The 23,486-nt window shown below is 60.9% G+C and carries 21 protein-coding genes; 8 read left to right on the plus strand and 13 right to left on the minus strand.

Translation table 11 applies throughout. The features are described from left to right. Positions 1-531: 531 nt before the first annotated feature. From I7X13_RS21010 to argS, 7 genes are all read right to left on the minus strand, one after another. Complete coding sequence (locus tag I7X13_RS21010) at positions 532-1,257, minus strand: LytR/AlgR family response regulator transcription factor (RefSeq protein WP_198076993.1); 726 nt, start codon at positions 1,255-1,257, stop codon at positions 532-534. Then, complete coding sequence (locus tag I7X13_RS21015; RefSeq protein WP_198076994.1) at positions 1,248-2,360, minus strand: sensor histidine kinase; 1,113 nt, start codon at positions 2,358-2,360, stop codon at positions 1,248-1,250. Before I7X13_RS21015 ends, I7X13_RS21010 begins: the two co-directional genes overlap by 10 nt. A gap of 85 nt (positions 2,361-2,445) precedes the next feature. Then, positions 2,446-4,878 carry an outer membrane beta-barrel protein gene (locus I7X13_RS21020; RefSeq protein ID WP_198076995.1) on the minus strand — a complete coding sequence of 811 codons (2,433 nt, stop codon included), beginning with the start codon at positions 4,876-4,878 and terminating at the stop codon, positions 2,446-2,448. Between the two features lie 124 nt (positions 4,879-5,002). After that, complete coding sequence (locus I7X13_RS21025; protein ID WP_198076996.1) at positions 5,003-5,899, minus strand: 1,4-dihydroxy-2-naphthoate polyprenyltransferase; 897 nt, start codon at positions 5,897-5,899, stop codon at positions 5,003-5,005. A gap of 82 nt (positions 5,900-5,981) precedes the next feature. Beyond that, positions 5,982-6,569, minus strand: coding sequence for a glutathione peroxidase (locus I7X13_RS21030; protein WP_198076997.1), 588 nt, complete (start codon positions 6,567-6,569; stop codon positions 5,982-5,984). A 139-nt stretch (positions 6,570-6,708) separates the two neighbouring features. Then, complete coding sequence (locus I7X13_RS21035; RefSeq protein ID WP_198076998.1) at positions 6,709-7,290, minus strand: LOG family protein; 582 nt, start codon at positions 7,288-7,290, stop codon at positions 6,709-6,711. A 136-nt stretch (positions 7,291-7,426) separates the two neighbouring features. Beyond that, positions 7,427-9,223 carry an arginine--tRNA ligase gene (gene argS / locus I7X13_RS21040; protein ID WP_198076999.1) on the minus strand — a complete coding sequence of 599 codons (1,797 nt, stop codon included), beginning with the start codon at positions 9,221-9,223 and terminating at the stop codon, positions 7,427-7,429. Positions 9,224-9,426: 203 nt separating this feature from the next. Here argS and I7X13_RS21045 point away from each other — a divergent pair, with 203 nt between their 5' ends. Then, positions 9,427-10,593: an MFS transporter gene (locus tag I7X13_RS21045; protein ID WP_198077000.1), complete on the plus strand. Its 1,167-nt coding sequence runs from the start codon at positions 9,427-9,429 to the stop codon at positions 10,591-10,593. Between the two features lie 238 nt (positions 10,594-10,831). On the opposite strand, the gene I7X13_RS21050 is transcribed toward I7X13_RS21045, so the two are convergent. The 3 genes from I7X13_RS21050 to I7X13_RS21060 all read right to left on the minus strand — a co-directional run bounded on the left by I7X13_RS21050 (position 10,832) and on the right by I7X13_RS21060 (position 12,957). Next, the gene (locus I7X13_RS21050) at positions 10,832-11,236 is read right to left on the minus strand and encodes a hypothetical protein (protein WP_198077001.1); all 405 of its coding nucleotides are present in this window, start codon (positions 11,234-11,236) and stop codon (positions 10,832-10,834) included. Between the two features lie 208 nt (positions 11,237-11,444). After that, positions 11,445-11,795, minus strand: a complete 351-nt coding sequence (locus I7X13_RS21055) for a VOC family protein (protein ID WP_198077002.1) — start codon at positions 11,793-11,795, stop codon at positions 11,445-11,447. Positions 11,796-11,982: 187 nt separating this feature from the next. Next, positions 11,983-12,957 (minus strand): arginase, encoded by a 975-nt coding sequence (locus I7X13_RS21060; RefSeq protein ID WP_198070110.1) that lies wholly within the window; start codon positions 12,955-12,957, stop codon positions 11,983-11,985. A 334-nt stretch (positions 12,958-13,291) separates the two neighbouring features. On the opposite strand from I7X13_RS21060, the gene I7X13_RS21065 reads away from it, so the two are divergent. The 3 genes from I7X13_RS21065 to I7X13_RS21075 all read left to right on the plus strand — a co-directional run bounded on the left by I7X13_RS21065 (position 13,292) and on the right by I7X13_RS21075 (position 15,538). Beyond that, positions 13,292-14,689, plus strand: coding sequence for a type III PLP-dependent enzyme domain-containing protein (locus tag I7X13_RS21065; protein WP_198077003.1), 1,398 nt, complete (start codon positions 13,292-13,294; stop codon positions 14,687-14,689). Positions 14,690-14,785: 96 nt separating this feature from the next. Beyond that, positions 14,786-14,941, plus strand: coding sequence for a hypothetical protein (locus I7X13_RS21070; RefSeq protein WP_198070108.1), 156 nt, complete (start codon positions 14,786-14,788; stop codon positions 14,939-14,941). A gap of 123 nt (positions 14,942-15,064) precedes the next feature. Then, the gene (locus I7X13_RS21075; RefSeq protein WP_198077004.1) at positions 15,065-15,538 is read left to right on the plus strand and encodes a hypothetical protein; all 474 of its coding nucleotides are present in this window, start codon (positions 15,065-15,067) and stop codon (positions 15,536-15,538) included. A 13-nt stretch (positions 15,539-15,551) separates the two neighbouring features. Here the strand turns inward: I7X13_RS21075 and I7X13_RS21080 are convergent, their stop codons facing one another. Together I7X13_RS21080 and I7X13_RS21085 are read right to left on the minus strand one after the other, a co-directional pair. Next, on the minus strand, positions 15,552-15,953 hold the full coding sequence (locus tag I7X13_RS21080; RefSeq protein ID WP_198077005.1) for a hypothetical protein: 402 nt from the start codon (positions 15,951-15,953) through the stop codon (positions 15,552-15,554). Continuing rightward, positions 15,950-16,462 (minus strand): D-glycero-alpha-D-manno-heptose-1,7-bisphosphate 7-phosphatase, encoded by a 513-nt coding sequence (locus tag I7X13_RS21085; RefSeq protein WP_198077006.1) that lies wholly within the window; start codon positions 16,460-16,462, stop codon positions 15,950-15,952. Before I7X13_RS21085 ends, I7X13_RS21080 begins: the two co-directional genes overlap by 4 nt. 56 nt (positions 16,463-16,518) lie before the next feature. Between I7X13_RS21085 and hemG the strand changes: the two genes are divergently transcribed. The 3 genes from hemG (at position 16,519) to I7X13_RS21100 (ending at position 19,741) form a co-directional block, all read left to right on the plus strand. Continuing rightward, entirely contained in the window at positions 16,519-17,871 is a 1,353-nt protein-coding gene (gene hemG, locus I7X13_RS21090) for a protoporphyrinogen oxidase (protein WP_198077007.1), read from the plus strand. 133 nt (positions 17,872-18,004) lie between these two features. Beyond that, a complete protein-coding gene (locus tag I7X13_RS21095) occupies positions 18,005-18,748 on the plus strand; it encodes a polyprenol monophosphomannose synthase (RefSeq protein WP_198077008.1) in 744 nt (247 codons plus the stop codon). Between the two features lie 72 nt (positions 18,749-18,820). Further along, positions 18,821-19,741, plus strand: a complete 921-nt coding sequence (locus I7X13_RS21100) for a TerC family protein (protein WP_198077009.1) — start codon at positions 18,821-18,823, stop codon at positions 19,739-19,741. Between the two features lie 81 nt (positions 19,742-19,822). Here the strand turns inward: I7X13_RS21100 and I7X13_RS21990 are convergent, their stop codons facing one another. Next, positions 19,823-21,946: a transglycosylase domain-containing protein gene (locus I7X13_RS21990; protein WP_198077010.1), complete on the minus strand. Its 2,124-nt coding sequence runs from the start codon at positions 21,944-21,946 to the stop codon at positions 19,823-19,825. Positions 21,947-22,109: 163 nt separating this feature from the next. Between I7X13_RS21990 and purB the strand changes: the two genes are divergently transcribed. Further along, positions 22,110-23,450: an adenylosuccinate lyase gene (purB, locus tag I7X13_RS21110; RefSeq protein WP_198077011.1), complete on the plus strand. Its 1,341-nt coding sequence runs from the start codon at positions 22,110-22,112 to the stop codon at positions 23,448-23,450. The last annotated feature ends 36 nt before the right edge of the window (positions 23,451-23,486 follow it).

Here is a 23,486-nt window from a genome sequence, read left to right on the forward strand (position 1 = left end):
CGGGCCGGGTACAGCCGCCCCCGGCGCACACGTCCCCACCCGCGGCCACGGCCAGCGCCGGCTCCCGGGGCCCCGTGGCCCCGCAGGTGGCCATGCCCGCCCCGAGCGCGCCCCGCGCCCCGATGGGGAAGCCCGCCCGCCGCGCGAACCGCGCGCGCCGCGTCCGGAAGGCGAAGCCCGCCCACCGCGTGAGCCCCGGCCCGAAGGCGAAGCCCGTGAGCCCCGCGCCGACGGGGAGCGCCGCCGCAGCCGCGGTGGCCGCAACCGCAAGCGCGGACCCAAACCGGAAGGCTCTGCCCCGGCTTCCGGCGAATCTTCCACCGCGGCTTCCGGGGAGGCTTCCGCGCCGGGTAACGCTGAATAGCGGAGTGATAAACAACAAAAAAGCGGCCTTGCAAGGCCGCTTTTTTGTTGTTGAAGCAATTGAAATTTGGAGCTCGACGCTTCTGAATGGCCTTTGCGAAGCGTCATTATTTATGGGAGGGCGCGCTGAACAACCATCTGGCGTGGCCGGCTGGTTGCCTTTGGTAATCAGAGCACTCCTTTGTCTGTCAGCAGGCGGACGGCTTCGCGGTAGTTAATGCCAATGGGAACTTCCATGTTGTTGACGAGTTCGAGCGTATTGCCGTGGATGGCCGCAATGGCGGCTTTGTGCACTAAGTATGAACGGTTTACTCGCAGGAAGGCGGTTTCATCGAGCAGGCTTTCCATCTTCGTCATGGTCATGTGCGTGAGGATGACGCGGGCTTTGGTGTAGACTTTCAGGTAGTCCCGCATGCCCTCCACAAACAGGATATCGGCGGCGGGCACGCGGATGAATTTCTTGTTTTCCTTGAGCAGCAGCACCCGCGGGGCGCCGGGCTCTTCGGCTGGGCCGGGGGCCGGGCCGACCAGGCGCGCCTGCACTTTGGTAATGGCCTTGACGAAACGCTCGAACGAAATGGGCTTGAGCAGAAAATCGACCGCATCGTAGTCGAAGCCCTGCACGGCGTACTCGGCGTAGGCGGTGGTGAGCACCACGGCGGGCTGGTGGCGAGTGAAGGTCTTCAGGAAGTCGATGCCGCTGAGTTGGGGCATGTTCACGTCGAGCAACACCAGGTCGGGGCGCAACTGGTCGAGGCGGCCCAGGGCCTCCACGGCGCTGTCGAAAACGGTGGGCGCGGCCAGGAACGGCAAGCGGCCCACATACTTGCGCAGCAGGTCTTGCGCCAGGGGCTCGTCGTCGATGATGACGCAGGAAAGCGGGGCTACTGCCATAAGCACAACAAAACGTGGTACTGCGCGGCGGTGGCGTCGATTTGCAGCGAGTGGGTATGCGGGTACAGGATGCTGAGGCGGCGCCGGGTGTTGCGCAGCCCAATGCCTTCGCCGAGGGCCGCCTCGGCTTGGGGTGGCCGGGCATTGGCCACCTCGAAGCAGAAGGCGCCGTGCTCGTCGCGGTAGGCGCGCACCCGCACCCAGGCGTCCTTCAGCAGCTTTTCGACGCCGTGCTTCACAGCGTTTTCGAGAAAGGTGACGAGCAGCAGGGGCGGAATGCGCTGGCCGCGCACCGCCGGCGCAATCTGCACGTCGACGGCCAGCCGCCGCGAGTGGCGGATTTGCTGAATATCAAGGTACTCGCGAATAAAATCTAGCTCCTGCATCACTTCCACTTCAGTGGCCGTGGCGTCGTGCAGGGTGTAGCGCATCATGTTCGAGAGCGAGAGCACGAGCGCGGCGGCCGTCCGGTCTTTGTCTTCCACCAGCGAGTACACGCTGTTCAGGGTATTGAAGAGAAAATGCGGGTTTATCTGGGCCCGCAGAAATTCCAGCTCCAGCTTGAGGTTGTCTTTTTCGAGCGTGACGGTGCGCAGGTGCGTCTGCACGATGGCCCGCACACCCTTGATGGTGAACGGCAGAAAATACGCCATGAACAGCTGCAAGGCGTAGAAATACAGTATTATCGTCTGCAGAAAAGTCCAGGGTCCATTCTTCGACACACTGGCCGCCAGCTTGTGAAAGTAGGGCGGTAGGTTGGGTTGGCTCCGGTCGAGGTAGGTGTAGAGGTAGTAGTGTGTGAGGCAGTAGCCCAGCATCGACGCGGCCAGCACCCCCAGCACCCCCAGCAGCACCCGCCCCAGCGGCCAGCCCCGCCCGATGCAGGCCGACACCGCGTAGAACGTGACCAGCGCAAAGCCCAGCCGGGCCAGCGTGTTGAACACGAGCGCCGGAGCGTTGTCTGTGCCCACCAGCCACTGGCTTTGCAACGCATACCAAGGATAAGCCAGCAGCCAGAACGCCACGTGCAGCCCCGCCCGGGCGCGGTGGCTCTGGTGGGTGCCCAGCAGGAGATTGGCAAAGCTTCGGGTTGAAATTGGCATGGCAAGCAAGCGAGCAAGCCCCGCGGGCCAGTGGGCGCGGCGGCCTGCCCCGGCGGGCAGCTGCAAGGTAGCAAGCGCCCCCAGCTTATTTGATGCGGCTTTCCTCATCGCCCGTTACGCTGCGGCTTTTGTTGGCCACTTTCACCTTCTGGTTGCCCAGCTGGTAGGTGAGCGTGGCCGAGAAGAAATTAGAATCCCAACGATAAGTGCTGCGCGAGCGCAGGTTGTCGAACTCGGTGAGCGACACGGCGCGGGCCGTGCGCAACACGTCGTTGTACAACACGCGCAGGGCCAGCCGGTCCTGCCGAAACTTCTTTTGCAGCCCCAGATTGACCGAATACTGCCCACGGGTTTGGGTAACGCCGCTCGGCAGCGGGCTCTGGAAGTAGCCCGAGGCGCTCAGGTTCCAGCCGCCTGGCACCACAAAGTCGTTGGACAGGCTGTATACGGCAGCCAGGCCCTGCACCGTGCGGGGCGCGTTGGCCACGCCGCGCAGCAGAAATGTAGTGTAACTGGCTTGCAGCGCGTTGGTAACGGTCCACCACTTGCGGGGCGATACCGGGACGGTGGCCGTGAGCGTCCATTGGTGCTGGCTGTTCAGGTTTTCGGCCCGCGACTGTGTCACAAGCGAGCCCGGCACTTCGCGCTGCGTCACCCAGGCAATTACGTCGCTGGTTTGCGAGTAGCCCAGGGCCACCACGTAGGTGCTGCGCAGGGTGTAGGTCAGGTCGAGGGCGTGTGTGAACTCGGGCCGCAAAAAGGGGTTGCCCTGCGAATACGTGTACACGTCCTGAAAGTAGATGAACGGGTTGAGGTCCTGGTAGCTGGGGCGCTGAATGCGGCGGCCGTAAGCCAGGCTCAGATAGTCGCCCTTCCCCACGGCCCGGCTCAGCAGCACCGACGGAAACAGGCTGAGGTAGGAGCGGCGGGCCTGCGCATCGGTGGTGTGCAGGTAGCCCACGGAGTTGGTTTGTTCCAGGCGCAGCCCCACGCGGTATTCCAGCTGCCGACGCTTGCCGGCGAAGGTGGCGTAGGCCGCCGAAACGTGCTCCTGGTAGCTAAAAAAGTTGGTTCGCAGCGCGTCGTCTTGCCAGCCTTCGGGCCGCAGCAGCTCGTAGCGGGCGTCGTTTTCGGAGGTGACGTAGCTGTGCTTGGCCCCCAGTTCCAGCTTGCCCAGGCGCAGCGTGCGCTCGTAGTCGAGTTGGCCCGCCACAATGCGAATGGCCTTGGGCAGGTAGTTGCGCAGTTGCAGGCCGTAGCCCGGCACCTCGCCCTGGGCCGTCACGAAGGCATTGCGAACCAAGTTGTTCTGCCCCGACTCGTAGTACGAATAATCCAGGTCGGCGGTGAGCGTGCTGGCCGAGTCGAGCTGCTGCCGCAGGCCCAGGTTGCTGGCCAGCTGGGTGGCATTGCTGTGGGCATCGGTGTGGCTGGTCAGCACCGAGTCGGGCGCGGCAGGGTAGTGCAGCAGGCGGGTGGCCGCCTCGGTGGTGCTGGTGCGGGCGGTGCGCAGGCCGCGCAAATACAGGTTGAAGCTGGTTTTGGGGCTGGCCTGCCAGTCGAGCCCGGCCTTAAAGGTGTGCCCCAGCTGGCGCGTGGGCGTGGCCGACGTGAGCAGGTGGGTGGCCGTCACGGCGCGCTCGGGGCCGGCCAGGTAGTCGAGCTGGGCCTGTTCCGAAACTTGCGTCTGGCGGCCGGCCAGGGTGTAGCCGCCGTACAGCGCCAGCGGCCCGCGCTTGTGGTTCAGCGAAATGCCGGCCGTCTGGCGGCTGTTCGTCATGCCGCCCGAGCCCAGCGTGAGGCTGCCGCGCGTACCATCGAGCAGGCTTTTCTTGGTGATGATGTTGATGACGCCGCCCGGCCCCTCGGCATCGTACTTGGCGCCGGGGCTGGTGATGAGCTCAACCTTTTGAATTTCCTGGCTACCCAGGCTTTTGAGAAAAGCGGCTAACTCGCTGCCCGACAAGTAGGTGCGTTTGCCATCCACCACCACCATCGTGCCTTTGCCATTGAGCGACACGCTTTCCGAACGCGGGTCAACGTACACGCCGGGCGCTTTGGCCAGCACTTCGAGCGTGGTGTAGCCGGCGGCCAGCGGCGTGTTGGCCACGTCGAGTATCAGGCGGTCGGGCAGCTGGGTGATGCGGGGCCGGCTGGCCGTCACCTGCACCTCGGCCAGCTGCTGTGGCATGGCGGCCAGCTGCAAGGTAATGGCCGGTGGCACCGCCCCCGCTACCAGTACCAAGGCCTGCGTTTTGGGTACCAACCCGATGAATGACGCCCGCAGCTGGTAGGTACCGGGTGCCACCCCGCGCAGTGAGAAGGCTCCCTGCGCATCGGCCACGGTGGCCTGCACACTGCTCGAATCCTTGGCCTGCAACAGCAGCACGGTGGCAAACTCAACTGGTTCGCGGTTGCTGGTCAGTACCGTGCCGTGCACCCTGACTTGCTGGGCCCGCAGCGCCGGGCAGACGTTCGCGGCAATGAAAAGTAAAAAAAGGCTAAATCGCGTCCACATGCTGCGCTTGGTTAAGTTCGCAGCGAAGGACGCGGACGGGCAAAAAGCCCCCTACTTTTTTCGACCAAGTCGCACCGGCCTTAGACCAAGTCGACGGATTGGCATCGTCCAGTTCAGGGTTTCTTCACCCCAGCACCTGCCCTACCCCAAACAGCACCGTGAACACCAGCGTGCTCAGCGCCATTTGCTTCAGCAGCGGGTCAATCTGCATCGATTCCTTGCGCTGCCATACCTGAATGGCGTTGAAGGCAAATAGCGGCGTGGCCAGCGCAAACAGCCACTGCCACGGCGAATGGTACGTGAGGGCCACAAATACCGTGGCGCAGCCCACGCCCAGCACCAGCAGCAGCCAGTGGTAGCGGCGCGCATGCACCGGCCCCAGCCGCACCGGGATGGTGATTTTGCCCGCCAGCACATCGGAATTGATGTCACGGATGTTGTTCACATTCAGCACCGCCGTGGCGAAGCAGCCGAGCGCGGCGGCGGGTAGCAGGACTTGGAGCGGCAGCGTCCGGGTTTGCAGGAAATAGGTACCACACACGCCCACGATGCCAAAAAACAGGAACACCGAAATGTCACCAAAACCAGCATAACCGTACGGATTGGAGCCCGCCGTGTAGTTCACCGCCGCCCAGATGGCGGCCAGCCCCAGCGCCAGAAACGCTAGAAACAGCCCCAGCCCGGCCGCGCCCAGCGCCACCCACAGCAGCGCGAGACCGCTGCCCAACGCCAGCAGGCCGCAAATCCACATGCCGCGCTTCATCTGAGCCGGCGTGATGGCCCCGCTTTGCACGGCGCGCTGCGGGCCTTCGCGGTGGATGCTGTCGGCGCCGTTTTGCGAGTCGCCGTAGTCGTTGGCGAGGTTGCTGAGAATTTGGAGCAGAATGGTGGTGAGGGCGGCCAAGCCGACCACTAGGCCATTAAAGTGGCCGTTGGCGGCAGCTAGGAAAGCACCCGTGAGGATGCTGGCCAGGGCCAGCGGCAGGGTGCGGGGGCGGAATGCAGAAATCCAGGGCGACATGGGCAACGGGGCAAACGGAAATAAAAACAAAAGAACGCCATGCGGGGCACGACGTTCTTTCAACATGCATTTCGGCAAAAAATTACTTCGTGATATCGGCCACCAGCTCGGGGCTGAGGGGAGTCACTTTCGAGTTGTAGAACTTCACCACATGGCCCTTTTCATCGACCAGGTATTTGCAGAAATTCCAGTTCGGCGCGTCCGATACCGCGCCGTTTTTGGTTTTGTCCGACAGGTATTTATAGAGCGGCGTAGCGTCGTCGCCTTTGACTGCTACAGTTTCGAACAACGGGAAAGTCACGCCATAGTTCTTCTCGCAGAACGAGGCTACTTCCGAGTTCGAGGCCAGCTCCTGGTTGAAGCTATTCGAGGGAAAGCCCAGCACGACTACCTTGTTGCCGTATTTCTTCGACAATTCCTCCAGCTCCTTATACTGCGGGGTGTAGCCGCATTTCGAGGCGGTGTTCACAATCAGCAGCTTCTTGCCCTTGTATTTGCTGAGCTTCACGTCTTTACCGTCGATGGATTTCACGGTGAAATCATACACGGAAGCGGGGGCGGCGGTGGTTTCGGCTGGCGTAGTCATGGCAGTGGGAGCAGCCGGTTTGGCGGCGATAAAGACTACGGCCGTAGCGGCCGTGGCCAGCGTGAGGAGAAGGGAATTTTTCATGAGTTGAAGGTAATGGATTGCGCAGTTGCGTGCGTAACCATACGAAGGTCAATAGGGTTTCGGACTGCGAATTGTAGCGTGGGCTTTTAGTCTGCGAGTCGGAACGTTGGATTCGCGGACTAAAAGTCCGCGCTACAAATCAGGTAGTGGGCGGCGTGAGCCACTTCTCCAATTGCACTGGCTTGTACGCCATCATCTGCGCCAATAATTCTTCCGGATTGGCCGATTGCAGGAGCTGGGCGCGGTTTTCGGCGCGCAGCAGCTGGTCGTCACGCATGCGGTCGAGGGATTGCAGGAGCAGGTCGTAGTAACCGTCTATATTGAGCAGGGCCACGGGCTTTTGGTGCAGGCCGAGCTGGCCCCAGGTCAGCACTTCGAACAGTTCTTCGAGGGTGCCGTAGCCGCCGGGCATGGCAATGAAGCCGTCGGCGCGGTCGGCCATCATGAGCTTGCGCTCGTGCATGGATTTCACTACGTGCAGCTCGGTGCAGCCTTTGTGGGCCAGTTCCTTAGCATCCAGAAAATCGGGGATGACGCCGATAACCTGGCCGCCTTCCGCCAGCACGGCATCGGCGATGGTGCCCATCAGGCCCACGCGCCCGCCGCCGTACACCAGCGTGAGGCCCTGCGCGACCATCGCCTTAGCAAGCGCCTGCGCCTGAATGATGTAGTTCGGGTTGGTTCCGGCGCTGGAACCGCAGTACACGGCAATGGATTTCATGCGTTGGTCAAATAGAACGATGTAGAGACGCGACACTTCGCGTCTCGTCGTTGCTGATGTTGTTTATGTAGAACGGCGCAGTTCCATCGTTCAACGAGGAGACTCGAAGTGTCGCGTCTCTACATCGTTCTAGTAGTTACATCCGCTCGGGCACCTGGATGCCCAACAGGCCCATCGAGGCCTTAATTTGCTCGCCCACGCGGGCCGACAGCGCCACCCGCAGGCTGCGCTTGGCCGCGTCAGTTTCCTGGAAAATCGACACCTCGGCGTAGAAGCGATTGTATGCTTTCGCCAGGTCGTAAGCGTATTGCGCAATGACGGCCGGCGAAAGGTTGCGGGCCGCCTCGGCCACTACCGAAGCGTAGCGGGCCAGCTCCTGAATCAGTTCTTGCTCGGTCGCTTCCAACCCCGTAATGCTACTCCAATCAGCCGACTCAGCTATGCCCAGCTCGGCGGCTTTGCGGCGGATGGCGGCGATGCGGGCGTGCGAGTACTGAATGAACGGACCGGTGTGGCCTTCCAGGCTCACCGACTCTTCGGGGTTAAAGAGCATGCGCTTCTTGGGGTCCACCTTCAGCAGGTAGTATTTCAGCGCGCCCAGGCCCAGCATGTGGTAGAGTTCTTCCAGCTCGGCATCGGAGAGGCCTTCGGTTTTGCCTTTTTCGAGGGTAGCGGCTTTGGCGGCGGCCACCACGTCGCGCACCAGCTCGTCGGCGTCCACCACGGTGCCTTCGCGCGATTTCATCTTGCCGGAGGGCAAATCCACCATGCCGTAGCTGAGGTGGTGGATGGCGTCGGCGTAGGGCTTGCCCAGCTTTTTGAGCGTGGCTTGCAGCACCTGCATGTGGTAGTTCTGCTCGTCGGCGATGACGTAGATGCTGCTGTCGTAGCCAAAATCCTGGTACTTCAGCTCGGCCGTGCCCAGGTCCTGGGTGATGTACACGCTGGTGCCGTCGGCGCGGAGCAGGAGCTTTTCATCCAGTCCCTCGGCCTGCAAATCTACCCACACCGAGCCGTTTTCCTTTTTGAAGAACACGCCTTTTTCGAGACCCTCTTCTACCCGTTCCTTGCCCAGTAGGTAGGTTTCGGACTCGTAATAGTACTGGTCGAAATCGACGCCGATGTTTTTGTAGGTGGCATCGAAGCCTTCGTACACCCAGCCGTTCATCTGGCTCCAGAGGGCTTTTACCTCCGCATCGCCGGCTTCCCAGGCTTGCAGCATCTGCTGGGCCTCGGTCATGAGCGGGGCGCTTTTCTTGGCAATGTCCGGCGCCACGCCCTCGGCTTCGAGCTGGCGAATTTCCTCGCGGTAGTGCTTCTCAAACAGCACGTAGTATTTACCGGCGAGGTGGTCGCCCTTCAGGCCAGCGCTCTGCGGGGTTTCGCCCTGGCCGAAGTGCTGGTAGGCAATCATCGACTTGCAGATGTGGATGCCGCGGTCGTTCACCAGGTTGGCTTTGGTGACGGTGGCGCCGGTGGCTTTCAGAATCTCGGCCACCGAGTAGCCCAGGAAATTGTTGCGCAGGTGGCCCAGGTGCAGGGGCTTGTTGGTGTTGGGCGAGGAGTATTCGACCACCACGTTTTGCGGGCCGCCGTCGGTGCCCACGGGCGCGGTGGCAGGCTGCTGGCGCAGCTGCTCAAATTGGGCCAGCCACTCGGCATCGGCAATTTCGAGGTTGAGGAAGCCTTTCACCACGTTGAAGCCGCGCACGCGAGGTTCGTGGGCTTTCAGCCACTCGCCCAGGGCCTGGCCGATTTGCTCGGGGCCTTTGCCCAGCGCTTTGGTGAGCGGGAACGTAACGAGGGTGAAGCTGCCGGCAAACTCCTTGCGCGTGGGCTGGAGCGTGAGGCTGGCGACGGGGATTTCAACGCCAAAAACGGCCTGAGCGGCGGTTTGCAGGGCGGTTTTGAGGGAGGATTCTAGCTGTTGCACGGGGCAAAGGTACGGGCTGGCGGTAAGCGCACCCCTGCCCCCTTTCCAAAAAGCGGGAGCGCCGGCTTCGGTTTTTGCCAGCCGTCGGCGGCAGTGTATTCCAGCGCTACGTCCTAACCCATGGCCAAAGGAAAGCACCGAAAGGGACGTTTTGCGAAATGGCGGTACTTTGCCGGCTCTCACTCCCACCCGCTCTCGTTCTCATGTCCCGTATTCTTCCCACCATTGTGGGGGCGCAGTTTTGCTGCACCTCGCTGTGGTTTGCCGGCAATGCCGTGGCCCCCGATATGGCCGCGCGCCTGCACCAGGGGCCCGGTTTTGTGGCCGCGCTCACCAGCGCCGTGCAGCTGGGCTTCATTGCCGGCACCCTGGCCTTTGCCCTGCTGGCGGTGGCCGACCGTTTCTCCCCGTCGCGGGTGTTCGCGCTGAGCGCGGCGCTGGCGGCCTTCTGCAACCTAGGGCTGGTGCTGCCGGGCCTGCCGGTGGCGGGGCTGCTGGGCTGCCGGGTGCTCACGGGGTTTTTCCTGGCCGGCATCTACCCGGTGGGCATGAAAATAGCGGCCGACCACTACGAGGCCGGGCTGGGGCGCTCGCTGGGCTGGCTGGTGGGGGCCCTGGTGCTGGGCACCGCATTTCCGCACCTGCTCAAGAGCGTGGGCGGGCCGCTGCCCTGGCAGGCGGTGGCCTGGGCTACCTCCGGCCTGGCGCTGCTGGGCGGCGCGGCCATGCTGGTGCTGGTGCCCGATGGCCCCTACCGCCGGGCCGGCACGCGCCCGGCGCTCACGGCGTTTTTGGCGGGGTTCCGGCAGCCCGCGTTTCGGGCGGCGGCGTTTGGCTACTTCGGGCACATGTGGGAGCTCTACACGTTCTGGGCCTTTGTGCCGGTGGTGCTGGCGGCCTTCAATGCCCGGCACCCGGGGGCGGGCGTGCCGGTGCCGCTGCTGTCATTCAGCATCATCGGCGGGGGCAGCCTGGCTTGCGTGGGCGCGGGGCTGCTGGCCCGGCGGCTGGGCCCGGCCCGGGTGGCGGGGGCGGCACTGGGGCTGTCGGGCGGCTGCTGCCTGGCTTCGGGGCTGGTGCTAGGCACGGGCTCGGGCGCGATGCTAGGGGCTTTTCTGGGGTTCTGGGGGCTGGTGGTGGTGGCCGATTCGCCGATGTTTTCCACGCTGGTGGCCCGGCACGCCCCCGCCACCACGCGCGGGGCCGCGCTCACCATCGTCAACTGCCTGGGCTTTGCCCTCACCATTGGCAGCATTCAACTCACCAACCGGCTGGCGCTGCTGCTGCCGCCGCAGCTAGTGCTGCTGCCGCTGGCCGTGGGGCCGGCGCTGGGGCTGTGGGCGCTGTGGCGGCAGGAAATGGAAGTGTGACAGCCCGCAACCCCCAAACAGCTCTCGAAATTTAAAGCAATGCAAAGCCCCGCCAGATATTGGCGGGGCTTTGCATTGCTTCTTGAAGTTCACGAAACTCATCAACTAATGAGATTTCTTAAACTTTGATTGGTAGACGAGTTTCTTAAACTTGGCTCAAGCAATGAAGGCGGTTCCAAGACCCAATACTATTCTCTGGCTGTTTACTTTAGTCGTTTAGGAAAAATAGCGCAATCGTTTATAACCGATTAAAAGTATCTGTACTTTCCTTCACATCTCCCAAAATGCGCTTGGTACTTACCACGACCAACGTTTTATCAGTCAGAGTTAGCACCGTTTGCGTTGTAAGAAACGAGTTGTTAGCATAGGTAATGGTGTTTCCGCTGTAGGAATAGGGGCCCATGTACAACATAAATCCCCGTTCATCATATTTAGCTTCATCACTACCAAATACCAATGTCTCATCGTTCGGTAAAAAGGTTATCGTTCGAGTAGTGGTAGGGGTTCCATCCTTATAGGTAGTCACGGTGGTTTGTGAAGTCATTTGCCAAGTGCCTATCAGGGTGTACGTTGGAGCAGTCGAAGATTTGGAGCAACTACAAAAGCTAATAGCAAGTAGAACAAGGAATAAAATATTTTTCATAATGCTAATCTATACAGCTTTTAGAGGAGTATATGTTTGATATAATATTACCTCATAAGAAGTTTGTCTAAACGGTGGAATTCGTAGACTACTAACTTTTCGCAAGGTAGTCCGCTCAGCGAAGTTCCCCACAAAAACGCCCCGCCAGCTACTGGCGGGGCTTTCTGTTTCTTCAGCGGCTTAGGCTGCGTGCTTGGGACCGGGCACTCTACGCTTCACCGCAAACGGATAATTCGTTGCCATTCGGGTCGGTGAAATGAAACCGCCGCCCGCCCGGATAAGCAAAGATTGGCTTGCTGATGGTGCCCCCGGCAGCTTCTACCGCCGCTTGCGACTCCTCCAACGTATCGCCCCACAGCACCACCAACGGGCTGCTGGGTGGCACGCTGTCGGCCCGGTAAAATCCACCCGCTAGCTGCCCGTCCTCAAAAGCCACGTAATCGGGCCCATAATCCTCAAACGTCCATCCAAAAACTTGGGCGTAGAACTGTTTGGTCGCGGCCAAGTCAGTGGCCGGAAACTCCACATAGAAGATGGAATTGTTGATTGGTTTGCTCATTTCGCAGAATGGGTGAGGCGGTGAGGGGGTAAAATTATTTGGCAATTCGGTTTTGCCTGTCATGCTGAGCGCAGCCGGAGCATCTCTACCGTGTAACTACTAATCCAATCGACAGGATTTACTACTGCGGTAGAGATGCTTCGGCTGCGCTCAGCATGACGGTTGGCTTCAAACTGCCAGCCCTCCCCTACCTACTCACCACTTCCTCCAGCCGCAGCCGCTTCTCAATGGCATCCGTCGCCTTTTCCAGAATATTAAAGGCATTCTTGGCCATCGTGTTGCCGTTGTCCAGCGTGGGGTTGATTTCGACCATCTCGAAGCACACCACCCGGTCGTTTTCCAGCAGGTCCTGGCAGAGGTTTTCGGCTTCGGAGAGGTAGAGGCCGTCCTCCACGGGCGTGCCCGTGCCGATGCTGAAACTCGAATCGAGGCTATCCACGTCGAAGGAAATGTACACCAGGTCGCAGAAGCGCAGGTGCTCGTAAATCTCGCGGCTAAGCTGGCGCGAGCCCTTGGCCTTGATTTCGGGCAGCCGAATCCACTTGATGCCCAGCTCTTCGATGAGGGCGTCTTCCTCCTCCTCGGTGTCGCGCACCACCACGTACACCAGGTGCTCGGGCAGCAGCTTGGGACCGGGTTCGCCCAGGTTTTGCAGGCGGCGCCAGAAGAATTCCGTTTCCGCGTCGGGGATGTTGCGCTGGTGCTTGCGGTTATCCATGCCCAACGCGGCGGCCAGGGGCATGCCGTGCACGTTGCCGCTGGGCGTGGTGTAGGGCGAGTGGATGTCGGCGTGGGCGTCAATCCAGATTACGCCCAGCGTTTTGGTGGGGTACGCGGCCTTGATGCCGGCAATGGTGGCGTTGGCCGAGCTATGGTCGCCGGCCAGCACCAGCGGGAATTCGCCGAAGCGCAGCGTCTGCTCCACGGCGGCCGTGATGCCCTTTTGCACCGTATAAATGGCGTCGATGTGCTTGGCAAACGGGAACGGCGTTTTGTCGAACAGGACGTGGTTCAAATCGGGCACGACCACGGAATTGAACCGGCGGAAATAATCAGAGCCTTTGTTGAGGCAGGCCACGCGCAGGGCGTCGATGCCCATGCCGGAGCCACGAGTACCCGCCCCGAGTTCGGAGCGGACTTCCAGTAATTTGATGCGTTTCATCGGAGGGTGGGAATTTGGGAGAGCAGGATGGCGGCATCGTTCCAAGGATTCAGTTAACAGTTAGCAGTGAACAGTTATCAGTTAATAGTTATGCTCTTAATGAGCCAACTGCTAACTGTTCACTGTTCACTGTTCACTGCTAACTGAAACGCTTCGAGCGCTGCCTTGCGGCAGAAGAATCTGCCGTAGCCAAGTCGCTTATTATTCCATCGTCACGATGCGAGGCGGGATTGCGGGAGAACATCAAGCGGTTCCCGGCCGTTAACCCGACCCCGGCGGTACTTTTGTACCACCCGCCGCAAAGGTCGGGCTTTTTCGCCGTTTTCAAAACCGCATGGATACGTACCACGACCTCATTTCCCAAACCTTCGACTTCCCCACGGCCGACTTTACCGTGCACAACCACGAGCTGCAGTTCCACGGCATCGACCTGATGGCCCTCGTGGAGAAATACGGCACCCCGCTGCGCCTCACTTACCTGCCCAAAATCAGCTCCCAGATTCAGCGGGCCAAGAAATGGTTTGCCGATGGCATTGCGAGCACCGGCTACACGGGCTCGTATTCCTACGCCTACTGCACCAAGTCGTCGCACTTCCGCTTCATCCTCGAAGAGGCGCTGAAAAACGACATCCACCTCGAAACCTCGTCATGGTTCGACATCAGCATCATCCGCAATTTGCACGCCCAGGGCAAGGTCGATAAGCAGAAGCACATCATCTGCAACGGCTTCAAGCCCGAGGCTTACAAAAAGGAAATCGCCGACCTGATTAACGACGGGTTTGTGAACTGCATGCCCATCATCGATTCGCCCAACGAAATCGAGTACTACCACGACCACGTGAACGAGAAAGTGAACATGGGCATGCGCCTGGCTTCGGATGAGGAGCCGCGCTTCCAGTTCTACACCTCGCGCCTGGGCGTGCGCTACGCCGATGCCATTCCCATTTACGAGCAGCGCATCAAGGACGACCCGCGCTTCACGCTCACCATGCTGCACTATTTCATCAGCACGGGCATCAAGGACACGTCCTATTACTGGTCCGAGCTGAGCCGCTTTGTGCATAAGTACTGCGAGCTGCGCAAGGTGTGCCCCACCCTCACCACCATTGACATCGGCGGCGGCCTGCCTATCCAAACCAGCATTCAGCCCGACTACGACTACCCCTACATGGTGGCCGAAATTCTGCGCACCATCCAGCGCATCTGTGCCCAGGAAGGCGTGCCCGAGCCCAATATTTTCACCGAGTTCGGCATCTTCACGGTGGGCGAAAGCGGGGCCACCATCTACAGCATTCTCGATGAGAAGCTGCAGAACGATAAGGAGCTCTGGTACATGATTGACGGCTCGTTCATCACCAACCTGCCCGATACCTGGGCCCTCAACCAGCGCTTCATCATGCTGGCCCTCAACGGCTGGGAGAAGCAGTACAAGAAAATCCAACTCGGCGGCCTCACCTGCGACTCGCAGGACTACTACAACTCCGAGAAGCACATCTACCAAACCTTCCTGCCCGAGCGCAAGCCGGCGGATGCCCAGCCGCTTTACGTGGGCTTCTTCCACACCGGCGCCTACCAGGAGAGCCTGAGCGGCTACGGCGGCATCAAGCACTGCCTCATCCCCGCCCCGCAGCACATCATTCTCGACCGCGCCGCCGACGGCACCCTCACCGATACCGTGTTTGCGCCCCAGCAGGAAGCCGGCAGCATGATGCGCATCCTCGGGTACGAATAATTCAATTTCGACGTTAGCGGGTTGTGCCGAAATATTAGGCTCGCTGCTTATCTTTGAAGCCCAACCCCGCAACCCCTCACCCGTTTTTATATAATTATGAAAAAGTACGTTCTGCTCGCCGCCGGCTTCGCGGCCCTCTCCCTGGGCGCCTGCAACCGCCAGAAGTGCCCCGCCTACAGCAGCACAAAGGAAGCCAACCGCGTTTCCTCGCCCATCACGGCCAGTGCAGCTACCCCGGCGGCCCGCCAGTAGTGCTTTCAGGTTTGAAGTGAAAAGGCCGGCTTCCCGCGTGGGAGGCCGGCCTTTTTTGGTGGGTTTTAAGTTGGTGATGTTTCAGATGATAACGAAATCCTTGCAGAGATAAAATCGAGTACAATGAACTATTCAACTAAGTGGCTCCGGTTGTGCGAATCAGAAGAGGCGTACCGTATGCGTCAGTATGATGTAATGCAGGAAAAGAAGCAACTGGCCCTCGACTTGGAAAAGGCACTGGTGGAGGACAATCTAACGGCTTTGCGGCTCTGGACGGCCCTCGAACCAGGCATTGAAATTCTAATGCCCTTGCTTTCGCGTGTGCTAGACCTCGCTATCGACAGCAGCGACCCCAATAAAATCGGCCTCGCGCGGAAGGTATTATTCCAGCACAAAAAGGACCCCGGGTTAAGGAATCAACTCCAGCAATTGATTGCGCTCTACTTGGCCAATAATGACGAATGGAATTATCGACGCATTGCCGAGCTTTATACTCACTTGCAATACAAAGAAGAAATGGCTGCTTTTCTGGTGCTGTGTCGAGCGAATGACAATATAGAAATTCAGGAGATTAGCGACGATTATCCCCTTATTTGATTTCCCCCTTTTCCTATTCCGACCGTTTGATTAAGCGCATCTTACCAGCCGCGCCAGGCCCGAAAACTGACACCTCTATATACCCCGGAAACCGCCGATACGCGGTGATGCTGTCGCTGCCCGCCGCCTTCACCAGCGAGTCGCCCACCTGAATATATTGCTGCCCGGCGGCAGTCAGGACCAGCGCTTGCGTTTCGCCGGTGGCCAGCTTCACCTTCTGAATGCCGTGGGAATAGGACAGGACTTTCTCCACGCGGCTGGCTAATTGCAGGGCTTTGTAGCGTTCGATTTCGCGCTTGCTATTGGCCGTGGTGGTGAAGTAAAAAATCACCTGGCCCAGAATGACGCACGCCAGCAAAAACAGCATGTTGCGGTTCTTGGCTAGCCAACCCTGCTTGTTTTCGGTGACTGTCATTCGCCTAAGATTATATCTGTGGCCGCCTGCAAATCGGCTACGTGGGGCGTGAAACTGGTTTCCTCCTCCCCCACCAGAATGCCGCGCACGCCGATGTTGGCCCCGGCTTCCATGTCGCGGAGGCGGTCGCCCACTATCCAGCACTGCGCGGGGTCAAGGTTGAAGCGGGCCACGGCTTTTTCCAGCATCCCGGAGTTGGGCTTGCGCAGGATGGATTCGCTCACGCTGGGGTAGGCGTCGCTGAAATAGAGGGCGTCAATTGCGTTGTCGCAGGCGGCTTGCAGCTTGGCGTGGCAGGCGCGCACGTCGGCGGCGGTGTAGAGCTTTTTGGCGATGCCGGCCTGGTTGGTAACGACGATGAGCAGGTAGCCAGCAGCTTTGAGGCGGGCCAGGCTTTCGAGCACGCCGGGGATGATGATGAATTTCTCGGGCTGCCAGACGTAGGTGCCAATTTCTTCGTTCAGCACGCCGTCGCGGTCCAGAAATATGGCTTTGTTTTTTGTTGTCATTGCCGCAAAGCTACGGGTGCCCCGCAGGATACCGACGGTACCTTTGTCCCTTCCATTTGCGCGACGACATCATGAAAATTGCCATCATCGGCGGCGGCATCAGCGGCCTCACCCTAGCCTGGTATCTGCAAAAAAGCGGAGTGGCCTATGACCTGTTCGAGGCCGACACGCGGCCCGGTGGCAACCTGCGCAGCTGGGCTACGCCCGAAGGCTTCCTGCTCGAAACCGGCCCCAACTCGCTGCAACTAAGCCCCGAACTGGAAGAATTACTGGCCGACCTCGGCCTCACCGACCAGATTCAGGAAGCTGCCGCCGTGAGCCAACAGCGCTACGTGCTGCGCGACGGCCGCTACCAGATTATGCCCGGCTCGCCCCCCAGCCTGCTCACCAACGGCTTTTTCAGCCTGAAAGCGAAGTGGCAGCTGCTGAAAGAATTCCGCCAGCCCGCCGCGCCCATCGATAAAAACGAAACCGTAGCTCACTTTTTCCGCCGCCGCTTCGGCTCCGAAATCGTGGACTACGCCGTCAATCCTTTCATGGCCGGCATCTACGCCGGCGACCCGGAGCAGCTTCTAATTAACAAGACCTTCAAGCAGCTACCGGCCCTGGAGCAGCAGTACGGCTCGGTGCTGCGCGGGCTGATGAAAAGCGGCAAGGGTGCCGGCCGCCGCCGCATCATCACCCTCAAAAACGGCGTTCAAACCATTACCGACACACTGGCGGCCCGGCTCAGCAGCTACCAGTCGGGCACCACCGTCACCGCCATTTCCCGCGCCGCCGATGACACCTACCAGCTGGAGCTGAAAGGTCCGCAGGGCCTGGAAGCTGCGCCGGGCTACACGCATCTGGCGCTGGCGCTGCCCGCCTACGCCGCCGCACCGCTGCTGGAACCGTTGTTTCCCAAAGCCGCTGCCGCGCTGGCGGCCGTGTACTACCCGCCCATGACGGCCGTGTATTCAGCCTACGACCGCGCGGCCGTGGCGCACCCGCTCAACGGTTTTGGGGCGCTGCACCCCAAAGTGGAGGGCACCTACGCGGCCGGCTCCGTCTGGACCAGCAGCATCTACCCCAACCGCGTGCCGGCGGGGCAGGTGCTGTTCACCACCTTCGTGGGCGGGGCGCAGTACGAGGACGCGGCCCGTCAGCCCGAAGAAGCACAAAAAGCTGCCGTGCACGCTGAATTGAGCAAGTTTTACGGCATTACGGGTGCGCCGCGCTGGCAGGGGCGCTACGTCTGGCCTCGCAGCATTCCGCAGTTCGATGCGCGGATTGTAGACGCGCACCGCGCCGCCGATGCCCTCGAAGCCGACCATATTGTGGCGGTGGCCAACTGGCGCGTGGGCGTGAGCGTGCCCGATTGCATCCGGCAGGCGCGGATGCGGGCGGGCCTCTTAGCGGCTGAGAAATAGCCTGTTTTAACTTGCCTGCCTCTTACCAGCCGGGCAGCTAGCCAGCGGCGGCGGGCTAAATAGTATCGACCAGATATTTCGGCCGTGCAGCTTCGGGCCTCGAAACCCTATCTTTGGGGTCAATTTGTATTCCATGAGCGAAGGCCTCGTCCTGATTCCTACCTACAACGAGCGCGAAAATGCGGAGCTGATTATCCGCAAGGTGATGTCGTTGGCGCGGGATTTCGACGTGTTGATTATCGACGACGGCTCGCCCGACGGCACGGCCGCCATCGTGCGCGACCTGCAAACCGTGTTTCCCGGCCGCCTCTTTCTGGAGGAGCGCAGCGGCAAGCAGGGCCTGGGCACGGCCTACCTGCACGGCTTCCGCTGGGCGCTGGCGCACGGCTACGAGTACGTGTTTGAGATGGACGCCGACTTTTCGCACAACCCCGAAGACCTGCTGCGCCTGCACGACGCCTGCGCCCTGGAAGGCTACGACATGGCCATTGGCTCGCGCTACATTCAGGGCGTGAACGTGGTGAACTGGCCCATGTCGCGGGTGCTGATGTCGTATTTCGCCTCCTGGTACGTGCGCCTCGTTACGGGCATGCCCATCAGCGACGCCACGGCGGGCTTTAAGTGCTACACGGCGCGGGTGCTGCGGGCCATCGATTTGGCCAACATCCACTTCGTGGGCTACGCCTTCCAGATTGAGATGAAGTGGCTGGCCTACCAGCTCGGCTTCCGCATCAAGGAGGTGCCCATCATCTTCACCGACCGCACCCGCGGCACCTCCAAAATGTCAAAGGGCATTGTGCAGGAAGCGTTTTTTGGGGTGCTGCAAATGAAGGCCAGCAGCTGGCTGCGCCCACTCAAGCCGGTGAGTCCTCGCTAAGGCCAGGCATTTTGCCCGCCCACGTCCCCTGGCGCCAACCAGCCACCCGTCCCGGCGTATCTTACCATACGCATGGAAAACACGCCCCTGTTCTGGTTGGCTTTCACGATTTTCGTGGTGGCCCTGCTGCTGCTTGACCTGTTGGTGTTCAACCGGCAGGCGCACGAGATACGGCTGCGCGAGGCGCTGGGCTGGAGTGCGTTCTGGGTGGTTCTGTCGCTGTGTTTCAACGGGCTGGTGTACCGCACCATGGGCCACCACGCGGGCCTGCAATGGCTGACCGGCTACCTGGTCGAGAAAGCGCTGAGCGTTGACAACCTCTTTGTGTTTCTGCTCATTTTCACCTATTTCAAGGTACCGCCGCAGTACCAGCACCGCGTCTTGTTCTGGGGCGTGATGGGAGCCTTGTTACTGCGGGCCATTTTCATTCTGGTGGGCGGGGCACTGCTGGCCCGGTTCCACTTCCTGATTTACCCACTCGGCGCGTTCCTCGTGTTCACGGGCATCCGGATGGGCCTGAGCAAAGGCGACCCCGAAATTGACCCCGAAAACAACCCGGTAGTGCGCTTTCTAAGCCGCCACCTGCCCATTACCCGGCAGCTGGAAGCCGGCAAATTCTTTGTCAGGAAGGACGGCCTGCATTTCGCCACCCCTCTTTTCGTGGTGCTGGTGATGGTGGAAACCACCGACGTAATGTTTGCCGTCGACTCCATTCCGGCCATTCTGGCCATCACGCGCGACACTTTTATTGTCTTCACGTCCAACGTGTTTGCCCTACTGGGGCTGCGAGCCATGTACTTTGCCCTGGCCAGCATGATGCGCCTGTTTCATCACCTGCACTATGGCCTGTCGCTGATTCTGGTGTTTATCGGGGCCAAAATTCTGCTGGAGAATATGGTGCCCATTCCCATGCCGGTGGCACTGGGCGTGGTGGGCACGCTGCTGGTATTGAGCGTGGTGGCTTCGTTGCTGTGGCCGAAGCGCGAGGCCTGAGCCCGGCTGAGCACAGGGCCTAAAAAGAAAAGGGCTGAACCGTGTGGTTCAGCCCTTTTCTTTTTAGGCCCTGTGCTTTATCTATTTTGGATTCTTGGCTGGCTCGGCATCCGGCACGTTGGCGTTCACGCCCGCGTCGGGGGCGGCGCCGGTGTTGAGCAGGTCAATCAGGTTGAGGGGCTCAAACTGGCTCGAATCGGCCTGGGCGGTGGTGCGAGTGGTATCGGGCCGGGCCGAGAAGGCCATGTATTGCCGGGCCGGGCCGCCGAGGTGCAGCGCGTAGGGCAGGTTTTCGCGGTCATTGCTGGTGATGAGGCCGCGGGTGGCCATGATGTCGGCAATGAGGCGGAAGAAGTAGCGCGTGCTGCGGCGCAGGTCGCCGTAGGCATCGAAGGAGTAGCGGGCGAACTTGGGCTTGGGGATGATGCTGGCCAGGTACAGACTCTCGGGCAGGTTAAGCTCGTCGGGGCGCTTGCCGTAGTAGAACAGGGCGGCATCCTTCACGCCGTACACGCCGCGCTTGCCGCTGGGCCAGCGGTACTTGCTCGGGCCCCATTCGATGATGTTGAGGTACACCTCGAACATGCGCTGCTTGCTGGCGAGGTGGGCGTTTTCGAGCAGCCACACGATGAGGGCTTCCTCGGCCTTGCGGCCCACCGTTTTCTGACGGCTCAAAAACACGTTTTTCACCAGCTGCATCGAGATGGTGCTGCCGCCCCGGGCAAAGCGCCGCTCCTTGATGTTCTGGATGGCCGACTTCACAAACGCCTGCTCCATGAAGCCGTGGTGCGAGAAAAAGCGCGGGTCCTCGGCTGTGGTGATGGCGTGGATGAGGTACGGCGACACGTCGTTGTAGGGCACAAAATCCGGGTTCGGCGGGCCCACGGCGAAGGTGCGCAGCGAGTCACCCTTGTCGTTGTATGCCGTGTACTGGAAGGCCGTGTTCAGCTTGTTGAGGTCTTCCTCGCCGAAGCCGGTGAGGTGGAAATTATTGCCCCGCAGGCCCGAATCGAACTTCAGGCTGTCCACGCGGGCCATGTCGAGGCTGGCGTTGAGGTGGTAGGTGAGCGTGCCGGTGCCGGTGGTGCCACGCACTTCATCGAAGATGCCGGTAGGCAAGGACGAAAAGAAGTCGTTGGCCTGGGTCTCGGCCGATTTCACGCGGATGCTCACTGCGCGGCTGGGCTTCATGCGCACGCTGATTTCGGGGTAGAGCACCAGCTTGTTAAGAGTAATCTGGCTGCCTTTTTCCAGCGCCACCGTGCCGCGGCCCAGCGTGGCCACGAAGTCGAGGGAGCCGCGCTTCACCTCAATCTCATTGGAAGCCAGCTTGGGGTGATAAAGGCTGAAGCCCCGCGCCGCCAATGAGCCGCGCACCATGAGGCGGCCGCCGGTATCGTCGTCGTCAAAATCCTTGCTATCGAGCCGCACCTGCACCGTGTCGAAGCTCACCAGCGCGCCAAAGCGGCGCGGCACGTAGGGCAGCTGCACCGAGCCGCCGACCCCAAACACCCGTGCCGTCAGTTCATAGTCGCTCGGCTCGATGTGCCCGCTGATGCCCAGCTCGTTCGACACCGAATCGATGGTAGCCGTGAGGCGGCCCGAAATGTCGCCGTCCTGAATCTTGAGCTGCGGCAGCGTCAGCTGGGCCGTGTGGCGCGGACTGAGGTAGCTCACGTAGAAATTCGTGAAATTGGCCTCGCCGGGCACGTTGTCGAAGGCCGTTTCGAGGGCGCGGTTCAGCAGCAGGCCGTAGTTGGTGCCCTTGGTGGTGTCCTGGGGCACGGTGCTGGCTTTCTGCTTTTTTGCCAGGAAGCCGAAGTTGTCGGTAGTAGCCGTTTTGCGGGCGGTGAGGCGGGCCGTCATGATTTCGAGCCCGCTGAACACCGGCCGGCCGGCAAACAGCGAGCGCACGCTCAGGCTGGCCTGCAGGCGCTTTGCCGTAAGCAGCGTGTCCGTTGGCGCGGCACTGGGCACGAGGCTCATGCCCTGAATCTCGACGGTTTTGAACCCCGCAAACCTGGCCGGTCCCAGCGTGAGAATCACCGGGTACTTGCGCTCAATTTTGGCCTTCACTTCTTTCAAAGCGTAATCCAGCAGCTGCTGGCGCTTCCACTGAAACACGGCAAAAGCCAGCAGCAACACCGCCGCTAAGCTGCTGGCAATGCCAATAAGAAGACGTTTGGTGGAGGGGGAAATGCGCACGGAAATTAATAGAGGTGGTTGGCCTGGCCAGCACCAAAGGTAAGAACAACGAAAGTAGAGGGAATACGCAAGCCAAGCAGCAAACGGCTATAACTCCCCCCTCCTTAGGTAAGGAAGGGAGTTTTTCGTTCTATCCCGCTCGTTCGGCCCGTACTTTTGCCCCATGCCCAGCCCCCTCCTCGCCCTCTCGCCCCTCGATGGGCGCTACGCCCGCGCCACCGCCCCCCTGGCCGCGCGCTTCTCCGAAATGGCTCTGATACGCTACCGCGTGCTGGTCGAAGTCGAATATTTCATTGCGCTGGCCGAGCTGCCACTGCCCCAGCTTGTGGGCGTATCGGCGGAGGCTTTCGCGCCGCTGCGCGGCCTCTACGAGAACTTCTCCGAAGCCCACGCCGAAGCCATCAAGGCCCACGAAGCCATTACCAACCACGACGTGAAAGCCGTGGAATACTGGCTGCGCGAGGAGTTCACCCGACTGGGCTTGGGTGACTTTATCGAATTCATTCACTTCGGCCTCACCTCGCAGGACATCAACAACACGGCTATTCCGCTCAGCTTCCGCGATGCGCTGATGGGGGTGCTGCTACCGGCCTACGCCCAGGTGCGCAATGCCCTGGCCGCCCGCGCCCAGGAGTGGACGGCCGTGCCCATGCTGGCCCGCACCCACGGCCAACCGGCCTCGCCCACGCGGCTGGGCAAGGAGATTGAGGTATTTGTGGCCCGGCTCGATGCGCAGGTGGCGCTGCTGGCGCAGGTGCCGTTTGGGGCGAAGTTTGGCGGTGCCACCGGCAACTTCAACGCGCACTACGCCGCCTACCCCGGCACCGACTGGCACGCCTTCGCCGCCACCTTCGTGAACGACCGGCTGGGCCTGCACCGCTCCTTCCCCACCACCCAGATTGAGCACTACGACCACCTGGCCGCGCATTGCGACGCCCTTAAGCGCCTCAACAACATTCTGCTCGACCTGGCACGCGATGTGTGGCAGTACATCTCCCTCGGTTACTTCAAGCAGACCATTAAGGCGGGCGAAGTAGGGTCCTCGGCCATGCCGCACAAGGTAAATCCCATCGACTTCGAGAATGCCGAGGGCAACTTCGGCGTAGCCAATGCCCTGCTGGAGCACTTTGCCGCCAAGCTGCCCATTTCCCGCCTCCAGCGCGACCTCACCGACTCCACGGTGCTGCGCAACCTGGGCGTGCCGCTGGGCCACATCCTCATTGCCCTCGGGGCCTTGCAGCGCGGCCTGGGCAAGCTGGCCCTCGACGAATCGGCGCTGGCGAAAGACCTCGAAGCCAACTGGGCCGTGGTGGCCGAAGGCATCCAGACTATCCTGCGCCGCGAGGCCTACCCCGACCCCTACAACGCCCTCAAAGCCCTCACCCGCACCGGCGAAGCCATTTCGGCCGCCAGCATTGGAGAGTTTATCAATGGGCTCGACGTGAGCGAAAGCGTGAAAGCAGAGCTGCGCGCCATCACGCCGCATCGCTACGTGGGGCGGTAAATGCGCCTGGCTATTGGCAATTACATACCTTCCACT

The sequence above is a fragment of the Hymenobacter negativus genome (assembly GCF_016056375.1).
In the GTDB taxonomy this organism is placed as follows: domain Bacteria; phylum Bacteroidota; class Bacteroidia; order Cytophagales; family Hymenobacteraceae; genus Hymenobacter; species Hymenobacter negativus_A.